17 protein-coding genes are annotated in these 17851 nt (G+C 71.0%); 6 read left to right on the plus strand and 11 right to left on the minus strand.

Translation table 11 applies throughout. The features are described 5' to 3' along the window. Nucleotides 1-519: 519 nt before the first annotated feature. From E1293_RS20045 to E1293_RS20055, 3 genes are all read left to right on the plus strand, one after another. Entirely contained in the window at nt 520-5964 is a 5445-nt protein-coding gene (locus tag E1293_RS20045) for a DUF3320 domain-containing protein (RefSeq protein ID WP_165978320.1), read from the plus strand. 237 nt (nt 5965-6201) lie between these two features. Further along, nucleotides 6202-6438, plus strand: coding sequence for a DUF6348 family protein (locus E1293_RS20050; protein WP_132198965.1), 237 nt, complete (start codon nt 6202-6204; stop codon nt 6436-6438). Between the two features lie 85 nt (nt 6439-6523). Then, nucleotides 6524-7078: a dihydrofolate reductase family protein gene (locus E1293_RS20055; protein ID WP_132198966.1), complete on the plus strand. Its 555-nt coding sequence runs from the start codon at nt 6524-6526 to the stop codon at nt 7076-7078. Here E1293_RS20055 and E1293_RS20060 read toward each other — a convergent pair. Together E1293_RS20060 and E1293_RS20065 are read right to left on the minus strand one after the other, a co-directional pair. Further along, nucleotides 7050-7838 carry an MBL fold metallo-hydrolase gene (locus tag E1293_RS20060; RefSeq protein WP_132198967.1) on the minus strand — a complete coding sequence of 263 codons (789 nt, stop codon included), beginning with the start codon at nt 7836-7838 and terminating at the stop codon, nt 7050-7052. The genes E1293_RS20055 and E1293_RS20060 overlap by 29 nt on opposite strands. After that, on the minus strand, nt 7835-8743 hold the full coding sequence (locus E1293_RS20065; RefSeq protein ID WP_132198968.1) for a DMT family transporter: 909 nt from the start codon (nt 8741-8743) through the stop codon (nt 7835-7837). Before E1293_RS20065 ends, E1293_RS20060 begins: the two co-directional genes overlap by 4 nt. 38 nt (nt 8744-8781) lie before the next feature. Here E1293_RS20065 and E1293_RS20070 point away from each other — a divergent pair, with 38 nt between their 5' ends. After that, entirely contained in the window at nt 8782-9303 is a 522-nt protein-coding gene (locus E1293_RS20070; RefSeq protein WP_132198969.1) for a MarR family winged helix-turn-helix transcriptional regulator, read from the plus strand. On the opposite strand, the gene E1293_RS20075 is transcribed toward E1293_RS20070, so the two are convergent. The 5 genes from E1293_RS20075 to E1293_RS20095 all read right to left on the minus strand — a co-directional run bounded on the left by E1293_RS20075 (nt 9293) and on the right by E1293_RS20095 (nt 14281). Further along, nucleotides 9293-10141, minus strand: a complete 849-nt coding sequence (locus E1293_RS20075; RefSeq protein ID WP_132198970.1) for an ABC transporter ATP-binding protein — start codon at nt 10139-10141, stop codon at nt 9293-9295. The genes E1293_RS20070 and E1293_RS20075 overlap by 11 nt on opposite strands. Then, nucleotides 10138-11187: a FecCD family ABC transporter permease gene (locus E1293_RS20080; protein ID WP_132198971.1), complete on the minus strand. Its 1050-nt coding sequence runs from the start codon at nt 11185-11187 to the stop codon at nt 10138-10140. Before E1293_RS20080 ends, E1293_RS20075 begins: the two co-directional genes overlap by 4 nt. Further along, nucleotides 11184-12227 carry a FecCD family ABC transporter permease gene (locus tag E1293_RS20085; protein WP_132198972.1) on the minus strand — a complete coding sequence of 348 codons (1044 nt, stop codon included), beginning with the start codon at nt 12225-12227 and terminating at the stop codon, nt 11184-11186. The genes E1293_RS20080 and E1293_RS20085 overlap by 4 nt, the downstream gene beginning before the upstream one ends. Further along, complete coding sequence (locus E1293_RS20090) at nt 12224-13261, minus strand: iron-siderophore ABC transporter substrate-binding protein (RefSeq protein WP_207938962.1); 1038 nt, start codon at nt 13259-13261, stop codon at nt 12224-12226. The genes E1293_RS20085 and E1293_RS20090 overlap by 4 nt, the downstream gene beginning before the upstream one ends. Nucleotides 13262-13507: 246 nt before the next feature. Beyond that, nucleotides 13508-14281: a helix-turn-helix domain-containing protein gene (locus tag E1293_RS20095; protein ID WP_132198973.1), complete on the minus strand. Its 774-nt coding sequence runs from the start codon at nt 14279-14281 to the stop codon at nt 13508-13510. A gap of 90 nt (nt 14282-14371) precedes the next feature. Here E1293_RS20095 and E1293_RS20100 point away from each other — a divergent pair, with 90 nt between their 5' ends. Further along, nucleotides 14372-15004, plus strand: a complete 633-nt coding sequence (locus E1293_RS20100; protein WP_132198974.1) for an MSMEG_1061 family FMN-dependent PPOX-type flavoprotein — start codon at nt 14372-14374, stop codon at nt 15002-15004. Between the two features lie 138 nt (nt 15005-15142). Here E1293_RS20100 and E1293_RS20105 read toward each other — a convergent pair whose 3' ends face one another. Together E1293_RS20105 and E1293_RS47575 are read right to left on the minus strand one after the other, a co-directional pair. Further along, nucleotides 15143-15268 (minus strand): DUF397 domain-containing protein, encoded by a 126-nt coding sequence (locus E1293_RS20105; protein ID WP_132198975.1) that lies wholly within the window; start codon nt 15266-15268, stop codon nt 15143-15145. After that, a complete protein-coding gene (locus tag E1293_RS47575; RefSeq protein WP_165978317.1) occupies nt 15219-15593 on the minus strand; it encodes a Scr1 family TA system antitoxin-like transcriptional regulator in 375 nt (124 codons plus the stop codon). Before E1293_RS47575 ends, E1293_RS20105 begins: the two co-directional genes overlap by 50 nt. Nucleotides 15594-15835: 242 nt before the next feature. On the opposite strand from E1293_RS47575, the gene E1293_RS20110 reads away from it, so the two are divergent. Beyond that, on the plus strand, nt 15836-16843 hold the full coding sequence (locus tag E1293_RS20110; protein WP_132198976.1) for an ArsR/SmtB family transcription factor: 1008 nt from the start codon (nt 15836-15838) through the stop codon (nt 16841-16843). A gap of 84 nt (nt 16844-16927) precedes the next feature. On the opposite strand, the gene E1293_RS20115 is transcribed toward E1293_RS20110, so the two are convergent. Next, nucleotides 16928-17401, minus strand: coding sequence for a hypothetical protein (locus tag E1293_RS20115; RefSeq protein WP_132198977.1), 474 nt, complete (start codon nt 17399-17401; stop codon nt 16928-16930). Nucleotides 17402-17552: 151 nt separating this feature from the next. Beyond that, nucleotides 17553-17851, minus strand: a 299-nt coding sequence (locus E1293_RS20120; RefSeq protein WP_207938963.1) for a limonene-1,2-epoxide hydrolase family protein, incomplete at its 5' end; no start/stop codon positions are given.

Genomic DNA, 17851 nt, shown 5'->3' on the forward strand with positions numbered 1-17851 from the left:
TCGCCGGACGGTGACCGTGCGGTGCCTCGGCCGGGCCGTTCGCGACGGCGCCCGCAGGCGCGCCTCTTGACGAGGCATCGTCGCAGGTCGCAGCGGCGTTGGGGGTGGAGTTACCTGGTCAGTGGGCATCGGGCGGCGACACTTCCCTGGAACCTTGACACCGCTGGCCGTATTCGGACACGGTCTCCGGTCAACCGGGCCGCCGCCGGAGAGTCGGGGCAGGTCGGCGTCCTGTTCCACGGGACCTCCTGCTTCAACGGGCCGGGCGATGCGGGCCCTCACCCTACAGCTATCGCTTTGTTAAACACTTATTCTGATGGTCGATCAGGTTCACGACGGTCGCGTGGCCGTCAGCGGACAACCGGTGAAGTGAGTCGGGCGTCCCACTGTGCACATCGGTCTCACCGTCCCCACATGGGCCCGTTCTTACAGGATGTGAAGTGTCAGAATCGCTCCGGTCCCTGGCTGAGACTTCGCCGATGGGCCCTGGCGGGAGGGGGTAGATCGATGGGGGACTCAGTGACAGACGAGCTGCCGCGCACCCTGCTGCGGAACGTACTGGGCAAGTGGCGCGACAACCTCATAGACCTGACCGGGCGGAACCGGTTGCTCAACTTCCGGCACACCCGTACGGCCACGCTGGCCATCCGGTCGCCGCAGGCGGGCCCGCTGCTCAGCGGCCTCGACTCGGGCCTGCGGTTCGCCGACCTGCCCGAGGGCGATGCAGGGGACGAGGGCCTGGTCACGCTGGCGGACACCACCGGGATCGTCACACAAAAGGACACCCGGCTCGCGCTCGACGCCGCGCTCCGCAAGCTCTACCGCGACTCCAACCAGATGTTCAACGACACCGGGCTGTGGACGCTCCAGCTCGGCGCGGCGTTCCTCAAGTGGCGCGAGCCCGGCGCGGAGGACTTCAACCTGGCGCCGCTGCTGCTCGTCCCGGTGCGGCTCGACCGGCTCGGCCCCGGCCTGTTCCGGCTGGTCACGGAGCAGAGCGAGGACACCGTCCCCAACCCGGCGCTGGCCGTCAAGATGGGGCAGCTCGGCCTCGACTGGCCCGATCCCGACAGCATGAAGGACCTCCCCGGCGCGCTGTCCGCCGTCCGGGCCGCCGTCGCGGGACACCATGACTGGGAGGTCAGCGAGGACGTCGTGCTCGCCACGTTCCGCTCCCACAAGGAGGCGATGTACCGGGACCTCCTCGACCACGAGGACCAGATCCTGGCCCATCCCCTGGTGCAGGCCATCGGGCTCGGCGCGGCCGCGCACCTGCCCGAGGACGCGCTGTACTTCGAGCCCGCCGACGCCGAAAGGATCGACGAACTCCAGCCGCCCGAGCTGACGCCGCTGGTCCTGGACGCCGACTCGTCGCAGCGCCAGTGCGTCGCGGCGGCGCTCGACGGCCGGTCGTTCATCATGGACGGCCCGCCCGGCACCGGTAAGAGCCAGACCATCGCCAACATGATCGCGGCGCTCATGCACCAGGGCCGCAGCGTCCTGTTCGTCAGCGAGAAGGCCGCCGCGCTGGACGTGGTGCGCAACCGCCTGGACAACGTGGGGCTCGGCGCGTTCGTGCTCGCGCTGCACAGCCACCACGCGAGCCGCAAGGAGGTCGCGAAGACGCTGGGCGAGGCTCTCTCGAAGCGTCCCAAGGCCGTCCAGGCCGGGGCGGAGGAGGACCGGCAGCGCCTCCTGCGCGCCCGCCGGGAACTCTCGGCGTACGCGGCGGCCATGAACGAGACCCGGCCGCCGCTCAGGCTGACGCTCCACGACGTGATCGGGCGGCTGAGCGCGCTGGCCGACGTCCCGGCGCTGCCGACCGCCCTGCCGGACGGCCTGACCGCCGAAGGGCTCCAGGACGTCCGCGCCGCCGCGGAAAAGGTGGGCGGCGCATGGCGGCCGGTCGCCGAAGGGCCCGACTTCGCATGGCGGGAGCTCACCGGGAGCGGGCAGCCGCAGACGCGGCTCCAACTGGTGCTGGAGTGCGCCGACGGGCTCCAGCGGCGCCTCGCCGTGCACTCCGGCCTCGCCGGGCCGCTGGGGCTCGCGGAATTCGGCGCCACCGAGCGGCTGCTCGGCCTGCTCGATGCCACGGCCGGGCGGCCGGACGTCCCGGAGGCGTGGCTCACCGTCCCCGACCTGCCGGCGTTGCGGGGCGAGGTGGGCGAGTTCGTCGGACGGCTGGGCGCGTTGCGGGGCACGATCGCCGCTACAGCCCGTGACATCGGGCCCTCCTGGGACCGCCTGCCCGGCGGGATCGACACTGTGCCGCCCTCCGAGGAGACCGCGCTGGCCGGGCTCGCCACGGAGGGACTCGACCTGTCGGGCCTCACCGAGGAGTGGTTGCGCGGACTCGGCGTCGACTTCCAGGACGTGGCGGAGATGCTGCGCGGCGTTCAGGCGTCGCTGGGCGACGTCGCCGCCGTCTACGGGCTGCCTGCGCCGGACACCGCCGACCAGGCTCGCGCCCTGTGCAGGCTGACCGAGTTCGCACGGTGGCGGCACCGTCCCGAAGCGGCCTGGCTGACGCGGGACGGCTGGGACGCGGCCGCCCGCGCCGCCGCCGAACTCGAAGGCCGCGTGGGCGCGCTCGCCCAGGCCAGGACCGCGGCCGGCCAGGTGTTCACCGAGAACATCTTCACCGCGCCCGATTTCCCCGGCCTCGTCCGGCGGTTCGGCGACGCCCACGGGATCGGGAAGCTCTCCGGCGGCCACCGGGGCGACAAGCGGGTGCTCGCCGGGCTGACCGTGTCGGGCGAATGGACCAAGGAGGCCGGCGAACGGCTGCCGCAGGCACTGGCCTGGTACGACGCGGCGATGGCCCTGCAGCAGGCGGCCGCCTCCCACAGCCGGTTGCTCGGGCGCTATTGGCAGGGCGAGCACACCGACTTCCAGCTCGTCCGGGAGCTGCTGGAGGGCGCCAAGGAGATCGGTCGGCTCACCGGAGGGCTGAACCTTCCGGCCGGTCTCGCCGAGCAGGTCAGTGCCGACGGGCGTCCCGACGCGGGCGCCTGCGCCGCCGCCGACGACGCTCGCGAACGCCTCGACCGGTGGCGGCGGACGCTCGTCCCGGCGCCGCGGCCGGGTGGACGCCCCCGGCTCGCCGCCGGAACCCTCGCCGACGCCGCCGCCTGGTACTCGGCCCACCTGCGGCCGCTGGCAGCCGCCGCCGACCTCATCGCCGCGGTGCAACCGGTGCTCGCGGCCCCGGCACCGCTCACGCTCGGTCAGGCGCGCGGTATCGCCGCCCGGGTGGAGGCGGTGCGCGCCGAACGCGATGCGTTCCTGTCCCGCCCGGACGAGCAGGTGCTCGGCGCGCTGTACGACGGGCTGGATACCGACTCGGCTGCGCTCTCCGGGGCGCTCGACTGGGTCGCCGAGGTCCGGGAAGCGGGTGAGCCCATGCCCGAGGAGGCCGCCCGCGCGCTTCTCACCGCGCGTCCCGACGAGGAACTGCGCACGGCTTGGACGGCGTTCCGCGCCGCGGTCACCGACTTCGTCCAGCTGTTCGACGCCGCGCGGCGGCCCGACCTCCACGCCCGGCTCACCGGCACCGCCGCGGTGTTCGGCGAGCTCACCGGCCGGCTCGCCGCGGACCGGTCCGGCCCCGACGAGTGGCGCTCCTTCCGCGACGCCCGCGCCGTCCTGCGCCGGTACGGGCTCGACAAGCTGATCGTCCGGGCCGCCGGGAAGGGGCTGGACGGCGCACGGTTCCCGCGGGCCGCCGAACGGGCCGTCCTGCAAGCCTGGGCCGAGCAGGTCATGGCCGGCGACTCCCGGCTCACCCCCGTCCGGGCGGTCGAGCGGGACAGGCTGGTCGAGCGGTTCCGCGACCTTGACCGGGCCCTGGTCGCGGGCGCCCACGCCCAAGTGATCGATGCGTGCAACGCGCGGCGCCCCCGGCCCAACGTCGGGCAGTCCGCGACCATCCAGCGGGAGGCCGAGAAGAAGAGCAGGCACATGCCCGTGCGGACGCTGCTCGGCGAGACCTCCAACGTCGTCCCGCTGGTGAAGCCCTGCTTCATGATGAGCCCGCTCACGGTCAGCCAGTTCCTGCCGCCCGGATACCGCTTCGACGTCGTCATCTTCGACGAGGCGTCCCAGGTCCTCCCCCAGGACGCCGTCAACTGCGTCTACCGCGGCGATTCGCTCATCGTGGCGGGCGACCAGAAGCAGCTGCCGCCCACCGACTTCTTCTCCCAGACCGACGACTCGGACGACGACGAGTACGACGAGGACGTCCCCGACTCCTTCGACTCGCTCCTCGACATGTGCAAGGGCAGCGGACTCGTCCGCAGCCTGCCGCTGTCCTGGCACTACCGCAGCCGCCACGAAGGGCTCATCGCGTTCAGCAACCGCCGGTTCTACGGCGACGGCCTCGTGACCTTCCCCGGGGCGTTCGAATCCGGGGAGGACGTCGGCGTCACGTTCACCAAGGTGCCCGGCGTCTACGAGCGCGGCCGCAGCCGGCGCAACCCGATCGAGGCGAACGCCGTCGCCGAGCGCGTCCTGCACCACTACCGGACGCGGCCGAACCTGAGCCTCGGCGTCGTCGCGATGTCGGACGCTCAGGCGCACGCCATCGAGGACGCGGTCGAACGGGCCCGCGCCGATCACCCCGACCTCGAACCGTTCTTCGCCGAGGACCGGCTCAACGGGTTCTTCGTCAAGAACCTGGAGACCGTGCAGGGCGACGAACGGGACGTCGTCATCATCTCCGTCGGGTACGGCCCCAGCCCCGACGGCCGGCTCACCATGGCGTTCGGCCCGCTCAACCGGGAAAACGGCTGGCGGCGCCTCAACGTCGCCGTGACCCGCGCCCGGCACCGCGTCGAGGTCGTCTCGTCCATCTCCGGCTCCGACATCCGGGAAGGCACCAACAGGAGCCGCGACCATTTCAAGCGGTACCTCGACTATGCCGAGCACGGGCCCGCCGTCCTGGAGCATGCGCCGCTCGCCGACGACGCGGCGCCCGAGAGCCCGTTCGAGGAGTCCGTGCTGGACGTCCTGACGGACTGGGGCTACGACGTCCAGCCGCAGGTCGGCGTGGGCGGCTACCGGATCGACATGGCTGTACGCCATCCCGCCCTGCCGGGCCGGTACGCGCTGGGCATCGAATGCGACGGCGCCATGTACCACTCGTCCAGGGCCGCGAGGGACCGCGACCGCCTGCGGGAAGAGGTGCTGCGCGGCCTCGGCTGGACGCTGTACCGCATCTGGGGCACCGACTGGTACCGCAATCGTCCCGAAGCGGAGACCCGGCTGCGCGAAGCCGTCGAATCGGCCGTCGCCGTGGTGGCGGAGGAGCCCGAACCCGAAGACGACCATGGCCCGACCGTGGTCGTCCCTGCACCGCCCCAAGCAGCGGAGCCGCCTCGGGTGACCATGGAATCCGCCGACGACGGGCAGGAACGAGGCTGGGCCGCGCGCTACCGCCGGGCTCATCTCGAAGGCCGCACCTACCACTACGAGATGCACCTGCCCGAGTCACGTGGGCTGCTTCAACGGCTGTTCCGCGAGACTCTCGAAACCGAGGCGCCGATCCAACGCGACCTCCTCTACCGGAGGGCGGCACCGGTCTGGGGCATCGAACGGATCGGCCCGCGGATCCGCGCAAACCTCGACAGGGCGCTCAGCGACCTGCTCAGGGCTGATCCCAACGTCGAGCAGGACGGCGACACCATCACCCTGCGAGGACGGCCGGTCATCCCGCGCGAGCCCGGGGACGGAGTGGCCCGCAAGGTCACCGAGATACCTCCCGCGGAACGGCGGACGGCCCTGCTGGAGATCATCGCCGAATCCCCCGGCATATCCGAGGTCGACCTGACCACCCATGCGGCCCGCTTCTTCGGCTGGAACCGCCGCGGCTCCGACATCGCCCGAGCCTTCGCGGAAGATCTTTCGAAACTGGATGAAGAAGGCAGAATCAGCGGGGTGCCGAACCGCATCGTCCTGCGCTGAGCCTAACGACGGCGCCCTGCCCCACTCCGTTGCGTTCAGCGGTGACGTCATTTCCGACCCGACCAGCGCGGGCGGCCCCCGAAACCGTGCGGCCACGAGGAGTCCGTCACCGGTAGGGTTTCGCGGTGACCGGAGCAACGGGGTTTGACGGGGCCGTTGAGGTGGGGGTCGCCGCGTTCTGCGCGGGGGCGGAGCCGTCGGACGATGGCGAGGTGTGGGAGCGGCTGACCGGGGCCGGTGTCGAGCCTTGGCGGTGAGATCGACCGGATCGCGTTGCGCAGCAGCGAGTTCAACGCGATCAACAATGCGCTGAACGCGGGGTCGGAGCTGTCGGACCTGGCGAACGAGGTGCTCCTGGACGGCGAGGCATGGCCGGGCGGGGAGGCCGTGGTCGCCGCCAGTCCGCCGCCGCTGCCCGATGGAAGGGTCGCGGTGCGTCTCTTCGGCCTGCTGGTCCCGGCCGACGGTGTTTGACGACACTGGCCGCCCCGCCTGCGATGAGTTCCGGTGCTTCGTCGGGTCTCCTCTTTAAGGACCGCCCCAACCAAGGAGGAGTTTCGTGGGCAAGGTCATTTACTGGATGAACGCCTCGGTCGACGGCTACATCGCGGATGCGGGCGGTGGCATGGACTTCGCGGATCCGGCCGAGGACTTTCAGGAGGCGGCGAACGACCACGTCCGCCGGATCTCGGCGTTCCTGTTCGGGCGGCGGCTGTACGAGGCGATGGAGAAGCCCTGGACGCAGGACCTCGGCAACGAAGGCGCCCCGGCCCTCGAGCGGGAGTTCGCCCGGCTCTACAAGGAGACGCCGCGGTACGTCTTCTCCGACACCCTTCAGACCGTCCCCGAGGGGGTCACCCTCGTCCGGCGCGAGGACGCCGTTTCCACGGTGACGCGCCTCAAGCGGGAGATCGACGGCACCCTCCAGCTCGGCGGCCCCGAGTTGGCCGTCTCCCTGCTGGACCTGATCGACGAGTTCTGGGTGTACTCGCTCCCCGTGATCATCGGGGGCGGCAAGCCGTACCTGCCCGTGGGGACGAACCTGCGGCTGCGCCTGGTCGAGCAGCGGTCCTTGGCCTCGGGAATCACGTTCCGGCGGTATGTGCGGCCTTGACCTGGAAGGTCGTGCCGGGGGCCGCGTAGTCGGTGGGGCCGTCGAAGCGGGTCGAGGCACGGGCCACTGCGTCCTGCGGGGTGAGGGAGCGGCCGACGTGTGTGACGATCAGCCGTCCGGCCTGGGCTGCGCGGGCGGTGTCTGCGGCGTCTTCCGGCGTGTGGTGGACCTGTTCGCCGGGCGAAGCCTGGTCGCTGTCGGCCTCGCACAGGAGCACGTCGCATCCCTCGGACAGGTCCGTCAGGGCGGGGCAAGGGGCCGTGTCCCCGGAGTAGACGAGTGACCGGCCTTCGGTCTCGACGCGCAGGGCGAAGGCCGGCATGCCGTGCGACACCGCGCGGCCGGTCAGGGTGAGTGCGCCTGCCTTCGCCTGGTGCCCGTCGTGCAGTTCCTCGACGGCGAAGGCGGATTCGACCGGGCTGCGGGTGGACGTGTTGGTCAGGAAGTCCGCCAGCCGGTCGGCGATGCCCGGAGGGCCGTACAGAGGGATCGGCGCGGCGAGCCGGATGTCGGCGTAGAGGGCGGCGTAGTAGGCGGTGAGGAGGTCCGCGCTGTGGTCGGCGTGCAGGTGCGAGATCCAGATCGCGTCCAGATCCTCTAGGCGGACGTGTCGTTGCAGCTGGGCCAGCGTCCCGGTGCCCGCGTCCACCCACATCCGGGTGCCGGCGCCGGACACCAGGTAGCCGGAACAGGGGTTGTCCACGCTCGGGTACGGCGTCGCAGAGCCGAGGACAGTGAAACCGAGAAGCTCGCTGGTCATCCGCGGAGTCTAGGACGAGCCGATGGTGGCGTCGGCGCTCGGAGCGGGCGTCCGCGCGCGTGGGCGGTGGGGCGGGCGAGGGTCACGCCGGTCAGGACCAGTAGTAGGCCGCATGACTGCTGGACGGTCAGTACTTCACCGGCGATCGCGGTGCCGAGCAGCACGCCTGTGGCGGGGTTGAGGAGTCCTACCAAGCCGACGGTCCCTGCGGGCAGGTGTTTCAGTCCGGTGAACCAGGCGACGAAGGCCAGTGCGGTGGCGATCAGGCTGACGTAGCCGAACGCGAGAATCGTCGGCGTGGAGAGCGCGGGCGGAGTGCCCTCGACGGCTGCGGCGACGGGCACCAGGAAGATGCCTCCGGCTACGAGTTGCCAGGTGGTCGTGGCGAGCACGTCGGCATCCGAACTCCACCGCTTGGTGAGGATGTAGCCGAGGGACGACATCAGCATGGCGGCGGCCGAGGCGAGGATTCCGAGTGCGCTCACTGCCCCAGTGCCTGTGAGCAGCATGAGGCATACCCCGGCGAGGCCGATCGCGGCGCCGGCGAGGTGGGCGGTCCGGGGACGTTCGGACACCAAGGGCCAGGCGATGAGCATCATCGTCAGCGGGGACGTCGCCATGATGGTCGAGGCGACGCTCGTGGGAAGCAGTTGGGAAGCGGCGTAGACGAGGACGAAGAACACGCTCACGTTGAGCAGGCCGAGGACGCAGGATCGCCACCACCACGCCCCGTGCGGCCGCTGCCTGCACAAAGCCAGCAGGACGAGGCCGGCGGGCAGCGCCCGCAGGGCGGCCCCATACAGCGGGCGGTCCGGAGGGAGGAACTCGTGGGTGACGTAGTAGTTGGCTCCCCAGGCCACGGGTGCGACCGCGGTCAGCGCCGCCCACCGGAAAGTAGCTTCCATGGAAGCAATATAACTTCCCAGGAAGCTAATATGAGGCCATGAAGGAGCAGCAGCCGCTGGACCACGTGGCCCGCATCCAGGCCGACTGGCGCCGCGAACGTCCCGACCTCGACGTCTCCCCGCAGGGGGTCATCGGCCGGCTGCACCGCCTGGCCGGGCATCTCACCAGGGAACTCTGCGCCGTGTACGGCCGCTACGGCCTCAGCGAGGGAGAGTTCGACGTCCTGTGCGCCTTGCGCCGTGCCGGTGAACCCTACGAACGGGTGCCGGGCGAACTCGCCGCGCACACCATGGTCACCACTGGCGCCATGACGAAGAGGCTCGATCGCCTGGAGAAGGCCGGGCTCGTCACCCGCCGCCGGTCCGACGACGACCAGCGCAGCCGGATCGTCGCCCTCACCGAACCCGGGCGCGAGCTGATCGACCGGGCTTTCACCGACCACATGCGCAACGAACGCCACCTGCTGGACCGGCTGACGCCCGCCGAGGCCGAGGCACTCGAAACGCTTCTCACGTCCTGGCTCTCCCGCACGGAGCCCCCTCCCCCGCTCAGCGAGTGAAGTCGGGCGTCCCGTCCGGCTGGGCCGCGTCGAGCACGGGCTGGATGTGGTGGCGGCCGATGGGGAGTACGAGGGGGCGTCCGGTGAGGGGGTCTTCGATGATGCGGCTTTCGAGGTCGAAGACGGTGCGGACGCTCTCCTCGGTGAGGACGTCGGCCGGGGCGCCGCAATCGTGGAGGCGGCCGCCGGCCAGGGCGATGAGGTGGTCGGCGTAGCGGGCGGCGAGGTTGAGGTCGTGCAGCACCATCACGACCGTGGTGCCGCGGGTGCGGTTGAGGTCGGTCAGCAGGTCGAGGACGTCGATCTGGTGGCTGGCGTCGAGGAAGGTGGTGGGCTCGTCCAGGAGGAGGAGGTCGGTCTGCTGGGCCAGCGCCATGGCGATCCAGACCCGCTGGCGCTGCCCTCCGGACAGTTCGTCGACGGCGCGGTCGACGAGGCCGGCGGTCCGCGTCGCCTCCAGGGCCGCGCCCACCGCCGCGTCGTCCCCGGAGTTCCAGCGGGAGAAGATCCCCTGGTGGGGGTGGCGTCCGCGGCTGACGAGGTCGAGCACGGTGATGCCCTCGGGGGCGACCGGCGACTGGGGAAGCAGCCCGAGGGTGCGGGCCAGTTCCTTGGCGGGCATGCGGTGCACCTCCCGGCCGTCCAGGACGACGCGGCCCCGGCGGGGCGCGAGCAGCCGGGACAGGGAGCGCAGGAGCGTCGACTTCCCGCAGGCGTTCGCGCCGACGATGGCCGTGATCTCGCCGGGCGGGACGACCAGGTCGAGCGACTCGATCACGGGCCGGTCGCCGTAGGCGAGCGTGAGGCTCTCGGCCACGAGGGTGTGGGGCGTGGTCACAGCGAGCCTCCGGCCCGATGGGTGCGGACGATCAGGTAGATGAGGTAGGGGGCGCCGAGGACGCCGGTGACGATGCCGACCGGGTAGCGGGTGTCGAAGGCGAACTGGCCGGTGAAGTCACCGGCCAGGACCAGGAGCGCGCCGACGAGCCCGGCGGGCACCAGCAGGGAGCCGCCGGTGCCGAGGAGGCGGGCCGCGATGGGGCCGGACAGGAAGGCCACGAACGCGACCGGCCCGGCGGCGGCCGTGGCGAAGGCGATCAGGCCGGCGGCGGCGACCATGAGCGCGACGCGGGTGCGTTCGATGCGGACGCCGAGGGCGGCGGCGGTGTCGTCGCCGAGCTGCATCGCCGACAGGCCGCCCGTCAGGGACAGCAGGACGGGGGCGAGGACCGCGAGCGCGCCGAGCGCGGGCAGGACCTGCTCCCAGGTCGCGCCGTTGAGGCTGCCGGTCAGCCAGCGCACGGCCTCCTGGAGGTCCCATTCGGGGGCCCGGGACAGCACATAGGAGGTGATGCTGTCGAGCATCGCGGACATCCCGATCCCGATCAGGATGAGCCGCGTGCCGGTGACGCCGTCGCGGAACGCCAGGGCGTACATCAGCAGGGCGACGGCGACCGCGGCCGCGATCGCGAAGATCGTCACCTGGGTCCCGCCGAGGGACAGCGACACGATCGCGATGGCCGCCGCGGCGCTCGCCCCGGAGCTGATGCCGATGATGTCGGGGCTCGCCAGGGGGTTGCGGAGCATCGTCTGGAAGGTGACGCCGGCCAGGCCGAAGCTGAACCCCGCGGTGACGGCGAGGACGGCGCGCGGGAGGCGGAGCCGTCCGACCGTGAAGGACGCTCCCGGGACCTGTTCGCCGAGGACCACGCGGAGCACGTCGCCGGGCGGGTAGAACGTCTGCCCGGCCATCAGCGTCACGGCGAATCCGGCGGCCACGAGTACCGCCAGCGACAGCACGACGAGGCGGCGCCGGGAGGCGCGCCGGCGGCGGCCGCGCGCGACGATCGTCGCGGCAGGCGGCCGGGTCACGGCGGCGGTCACAGCTCACGCACTTTCTGGCGGCGGACGATGTTGATGAAGAACGGGGCGCCGATCAGCGCGGTCACGATGCCGACCTCGATGTCCTCGGGACGGGCCACCACCCGGCCGACGACGTCGCCGGCGGTCAGCAGCGACGCGCCGGCCAGGGCGGTGAACGGCAGCAGCCAGCGGTGGTCCACGCCGGCGAGCAGCCGGCACGCGTGCGGGACGAGGAGCCCGACGAAGGCGATCGGCCCCGCGACGGCGGTCGCCGAACCGCACAGCACGACGGCCCCGAGCGAGGCCGCGGCGCGGACGAGGGCGACGCGTTCACCGAGCCCGGCCGCGAGGTCGTCGCCCAGTGCGAGCGAGTTCAGGGCCCGGGCGCACAGCAGGCACACGAGGAGGCCGGCGGTGAGGAACGGCAGCACCTGCCCGATGCGCTCGTAGGACGCGCCGCCGACCCCGCCGACCTGCCAGAGCCGGAACCCTCCGGCGATGTCGTTGCGGGGCAGGACGACGGCGCTGACCAGGGAGGCGGAGGCGGCCGAGGTGGCGGCGCCGGCGAGCGTGAGCTTGAGCGGCGTCGCTCCGTCGCGTCCCAGGGAGCCGACGGTGTAGACGAACAGGGCCGAGACCGCGGCCCCCGCCATCGCGACCCAGATGTACCCGGTCGGCGAGGCGAGGCCGAAGAAGGCGACGGCGGTGACGACCGCCAGCGAGGCGCCCATGTTGACGCCGAGGATCCCGGGATCGGCGAGCGGGTTGCGGGTCACGCCCTGCATGACGGTGCCGGAGACGCCGAGGGCGGCGCCGATGAGCATGGCGAGCAGGGTGCGGGGGACGCGCTGGGCGACCGCCGCCTGTCCGAGGGTGTCGTCGGCGCCGCCCAGGCCCGCCCAGATGTCGGACCAGGCGACGGTGCGGCTGCCGAAGGTGACGGAGGCCGCCATGAGCGCGGCCAGAACCGCGATCGTGGCGAGCAGCCACAGGATCCGGCCGCGCGCAGGATGCCGCACGGGCACGGCGTCCCGCCCGCGGCCGATGTCGAGCGTCGTCACGTGACCTTGTCCGCGGCCGCGGCGAGCGCCTTGACGTAGTCCTCCAGCACCCACGAGATCGACAGCGGCGTCGGGTTCGCGGCGGTGCCCAGCGGCTTGCTGTCGGGCAGCAGGTACACCGATCCGCGCTCGACGGCGGGGATCTTCGACAGCAGCTTGTCCTTGCGGACCTTGTCGAGCAAGTGCCCCTTCTCGTCGCCGTACCCGGTGATGATGTCGACGTCGTCGAACACGTCGATCTGCTCGGCACTGCGCGTCAGGGCGAACTTGTCGGTGCCCCTGGACAGCCCGGCGATGCTGTTCGGGATCGTCAGCCCGAGGTCCTGGAAGAAGAGCGTGCGGGTGTCGTGCGTGGTGTAGAAGCCGATCTGGCTTACGTCGCCGGGGTCGACATGCGTCATGAACATCGCCGACTTGCCTTTGAGCTGCGGGTACTTCGCGACGACCCGCTTGATGTCGCCTTCGATGCGGCCGATGAGCTTCTCTCCCTCGGCGGCCAGGCCGAGGGCCTTGCCGTTCATCCGGATGATCTCGCGCCACGGGGTCGCCCAGGCGGCGTCCGGGTAGGCCACCACGGGGGCGATCTCGCTGAGGGTCTCGTAGTCCTGCTTGGTCAGGCCCGAGTAGGCGGCCAGGATCACGTCCGGCCTGGTGTCGGCGACGGCCTCGAAGTCGATGCCGTCGTTCTCGTCGAACAGGACGGGCGTCTTGGCGCCGAGCTGCTTCAGGCGCTCGTCCACCCAGGGCAGGACCCCGTCGCCGTCGTCGTCGCCGAAGTTCGCGGCGGCCATGCCGACCGGGACGACCCCGAGGGCCAGCGGCACCTCGTGGTTGGCCCAGTTGACCGTGGCCACCCGCTTCGGCTTGGCCTCGATGGTGGTCGTCCCCAGCGCATGCTTGATCGTCATGGGGAAGGCGCTGGACCCGCCGCTCGCGGCCGCCTCCTTCTCGTCCGGCGAACCGCCGCAGGCGGCGATGCCGGCCAGCAGGACGGCCAGCACGGCAAGGATGCGAAGGCTGGGTGGACGTTTCACTCGGTACTCCACTGTCAGGATTCCGCCGGCGGGTCGCCCTCGCGCGTCCGGATCACGGGGTCCGTGTCCGCCGGGCGGGCGCACCGTGCAGCACGCGATCAGGTCAAGGTTAGGTAAGGCTTGCCTTAGCCGGAACTGTACGAGGATCACCCGTGATGTCGCAATCAAGCCTTTGAGACAGCGGTTGTCGAGATCGGGACATGGGCAGGCCGCCGGCCCGCGCACGGCAAGGCGGTCTCCGGCGCCTCAACCCGTCCGGAAGGTGCCGGGGGTCAGCCCGGTCACGCGCCGGAAGGCCACACCGAACGCGCTCACCGACCGGTAGCCGACCTCCTCGGCCACGGCGTCGGTCTCCCACCCCCGGCCGAGCAGCGCGACCGCGTGCTGGGCGCGCACCGCCGCGACCCACCGCGCGAAGCTGGTGCCCGTCTCCGCGGTGAACGCACGGGTGATCGTGCGGGCGCTCACACCCAGCTCGCGGGCCCAGTCCGACAGCGTCCGCTGGTCGCCCGGATCGTCCCGGACGGCGTCGGCGATCGGCCGCAGTAGGCCCGACGTGGGCATGTGCAGCAGCAGTTCGTGCGGGGACGGAGCGAGCACGTCGAGCACCATCGCCTCGGTCACCGCCCGCGACCCGGCGGGCAGCCGCGCGTCGGCCAGCCGCGCCAGCAGCAGCCGGAGCAGCGGGGTGATCTCGACTCCGACGGGCACCGGAGAGATCGAGGACACGGCGTCGAAGCCGATGAAACCGGCCCGGCACCGGGTCCCGGCGATCGCCGAGCCGGAGTGCAGCGTGCCCGCGGACATCCACAGGCCCAGCGCCGGAGTGATCGTCCAGACCCGCGCCCCGACCACGGCCGTGGACACGCCCCGCTCGTTCCAGAGCAGCTCATGGAACGGGTGGGAGTGCTCGTTCCACGTGGTGTCGCGGGCGAAGTCCTCACTCCAGCTCGCGATCGCGAACGGCATCTCGACCGGCCCGGCGGCAAGGGCCGGCAGCGTACGGACCTCCCTGGTCACGGCGAGGCACCGGGGCGGGACACCAGCAGCATCACCCAACCCTAAGTCCCCGGCCCCTCCCGGAAGTTAGGTGACCCTTATATTTGGGCGATGCCCCCTTCTGAGATCCGCGCGGTCCGTACCGAGACCGAGCTTCGGGAGATCGTCCAAGAACCGCCCCAGCCCATCTGGGACAAGGACATCGGCCGGATCGACGAGCACGCCCGCACGATCATCGCGCACTCGCCGCTCGTCCTTCTGGCGACGTCCACCCCCGAGGGGACCTACGACGTCTCGCCCCGCGGGGACCCGGCCGGGTCGGTCCTCGTCCTGAGCGACCACCGGCTCGTGCTCGCCGACCGGCCCGGCAACCACCGGGTCGACAGTTTCCGCAACGTGCTGCACAACCCGCACGTCGGGATGCTGTTCCTCGTACCGGGGATGAACGAGACGCTGCGGGTGAACGGCCGCGCGACGCTCGTGTCGGACGCCCCGTTCTTCGACGACCTGATGGTCCGCGGCAAGAAGCCCCGGCTCGCGATCCTCGTCGACGTCGAGGAGTTGTACATGCACTGCGGAAAGGCGTTCCTGCGCTCTTCGCTGTGGAACCCCGAGACCTGGCCGGACCGCAAGAGCCTGCCCACACTCGGGCAGATCGCCAAGGACCACCTCGACCTCAAGGAGCAGTCCGCGGAGCAGATCGACACAGCACTCGACCAGGACTACGAACTGAACCAGTACTGACACCGAGGGTCCGACACCGAGGGTCCGACACCGAGACAAGCCGCCAAAAGCCCCGCCTCGGAGCCGGTTCGACTCGCTAGGGCCGGTCGAATGCGCCTGCCTTGATCCGCTGGAGCAGGCGTCCGAACTGATCACCGGTCACGGCCAGCCGCCCGGATCCTTGGAATCCCGGATGGCGAGACCACTGATCACTCCGGCCACTTCGATGCACGCCTCATCGTTGATCGCCCCGCTTCGGGAGCTCTTGCGCCAACTGGTCTCCACTCGCCACCTCCACCAACTCCGCGACACGTGCCCGGGAAGCGTCCTCAGATAGGGCCTTGAACCCGATTCGCTCGTAATCTACGACGGCGAGTTCCTGTACCTCCGCTGCGTCCTCGATCAGTCGCCCGCCCCGCCGAGCACCGGCGTAGGCGACCTGACGGCCCTTCACCGTGATGAGACGGAACGGGCCGTCAAGTCCCAGGTGCGCGCCTGCCGACTTCAAGATCAGCCGTACCGACACATGGGGCAGTTTCCCAAGTTCAAGCAGGTACCTGAGCTGGGCGCACATCACCTCACTCGCGACACGGCGGAGTCCTTCGACCATTTCAGGCTTCTAGGTGGGCCTCGATGTTCTTCTTTTCGGCGATGGTTTTCGACGGTTTTCAGAATCTCCTCTGCCGTGGTCTGCCCACCTTTATGTCTTTCGGTGACGTCGGAGTTTACATGATCAGCTACGTCGTTGTCCGTATCCGGTCAGTTTCTGGGTTTTGCTTGAACTTCTGCTGTCGGGTGTCCAATTCTTGGAGCGTTTATGGCAGTGCGCCCAACGGGGGAAGGGTCTGCTCCATGCTGCATATTCACTTCACGGCGGAAGATCTGGGCCGGACGCGGCTGGCCACCGGTCCGGAGCCGATGTGGGAGATGCTGCTCAGCCTGCACAAGCTCACCGACAACGAAGGGCGGGTCGTGTTCGACGGCTGGCGGCGGCGCGTCCGCACCGTGGACCGGACGGGGCTGCCCATGTCGGCGCGCTGGCTGCCGCTTCTGGCGCCACCGGTCGGCTACTCCCCGGACTTCCTGACCCCCGCGAGGCAGGCGGGCGACCTCGGCACGGGCCTGGACCTGGTGCTGGCGACGCCGCGCCGGCGCCTCCGCCACGACCTGACAACGCTGGCGGCACAGCAGCCGCTCCGCGGTCCCGTCGCCGAACTGGCGGACGGTTCCAAGGGGGCGCTGCACCAGCTCGGGCGAGCCCTGCGCGACTATCACGCGCACGCTCTCGCCCCGTTCTGGGACCGCATCCGGACCGACGTCCACGCCGACCTGACCACCCGGGGCAAGACCTTCCTGCACTCGGGGATCGAGGCGGTCCTGACCGGTCTGCACCCCGGGGCACGGTGGAACCCGCCAGTCCTGGAGCTGCCGTACAGCAGGGACCACCACATCCACCTGGACGGACGCGGGGTGCGCCTGCTTCCGTCCTTCTTCTGCTGGGGACGGCCCTTCACCTTTCACGACCCCGTACTCCCCCCGGTCATCGCCTACCCCATCGAGCACGACCTGGCCTGGACGGCACCGCGCTCGCCGCGGGACCCCGGACGTCCGCTGGCCGCTCTGCTCGGCCGCACGCGCACCGCGGTCCTGACCACGGTGGCCGCGGGCGGCGGCTGCACCACCACCGAACTCGCCCGGCGCACCGGCATCTCGCTCGCCTCGGCGAGCCAGCACACCGGCGTACTGCGGGACGCGGGCCTCATCACGACCGTCCGCCGCGGCGGCCACGTCGTCCATTCCCTCCGGCCGGCCGGTGCCGCACTGATCCATGCCCCCGCCGGCCGGGGCCGGCCGAGGTAGGCACGCGAACAGGGGCACTCCGCCTGTGACGGCGGGGTGCCCCTGTCTCACCGGCCTGTCATGGCCCGTTCAGATGGTGCCCGTTCAGATGGTGGCGGTCGCCGTCTTGGACTTGGGGCCGATGAACTTGCCCGTGTTCCCGTTGTAGCGCTCCGCCAGCCAGGCGATCCCCTTGCCTTCCTTCATGTTGTAGTTGCACACGCCCCACTTGCCGGAGCCGAGAGAGTTGCGGCACACGCCCTTGCGGCCGTAGCTGGTCGCCCAGACGGCGACGGCCGAGTAGCCGTCCTTCTTGGTGTCCTTGACGTAGAACTTGTCGCCGTAGGTCTCGAAGCAGGCGGTGGACCCGGTCGTGCTGACGCACTTGCGCGACTTGAGGTCGAGGGCGCGGCCGACCGACTGGCTGACGGGCGCGGCATCGGTGGTGGCCTGGGCGTCGCCGCGCGGGGGCGGGGTGGGAGCGGTTGCCGCCTGGGCGGAGGCCATGGACAGCAGCGGGGTGACCGTGATGGCCGTCATCGCGCCGGTGACGGCCAGCATACGCAGGTTGGCGAACATGGGAGCTTCCTCTCTGCGGGGTCACGTCACGGCCCCGGTCGGAGCCGCGTCTTACGGGACCGATGGTCCTTCGCGGCCGAGCCGGGAGTCAGCCCCCTTTCAGTCCTGCCTGAAACCCAAGTGATGATCGACACCGCGGCCGTTCGACGAGTCAGCGCCGTGACCGCGAGCGGGCGGACGTGAGGGCCGCGGTCAGGAGGCCCTTGGTGGAGGCCGTCAGGAAGGTCGTCCAGTCGAAGTAGTCGCGCCAGAGGGTGATGCGATCGTCCTCGACCTTGAAGGTGCCGCAGACCCAGAACTCGGCGCGCCATGAGCCGCGTTCCAGGACGTCGGTGCGTTCGGTGAGGACGACCGGTCCGTTCGCGGCGATGTTGTGGACGCGGGCCTCGAAGCCGGTGCCGTAGCGGGTCATCATGCGGAGGGTCTTCTCGACGGCGGGAAGGCCGCGGG

Origin of the sequence: Actinomadura darangshiensis (assembly GCF_004349235.1) — a bacterium.
In the GTDB taxonomy this organism is placed as follows: Bacteria; Actinomycetota; Actinomycetes; order Streptosporangiales; family Streptosporangiaceae; genus Spirillospora; species Spirillospora darangshiensis.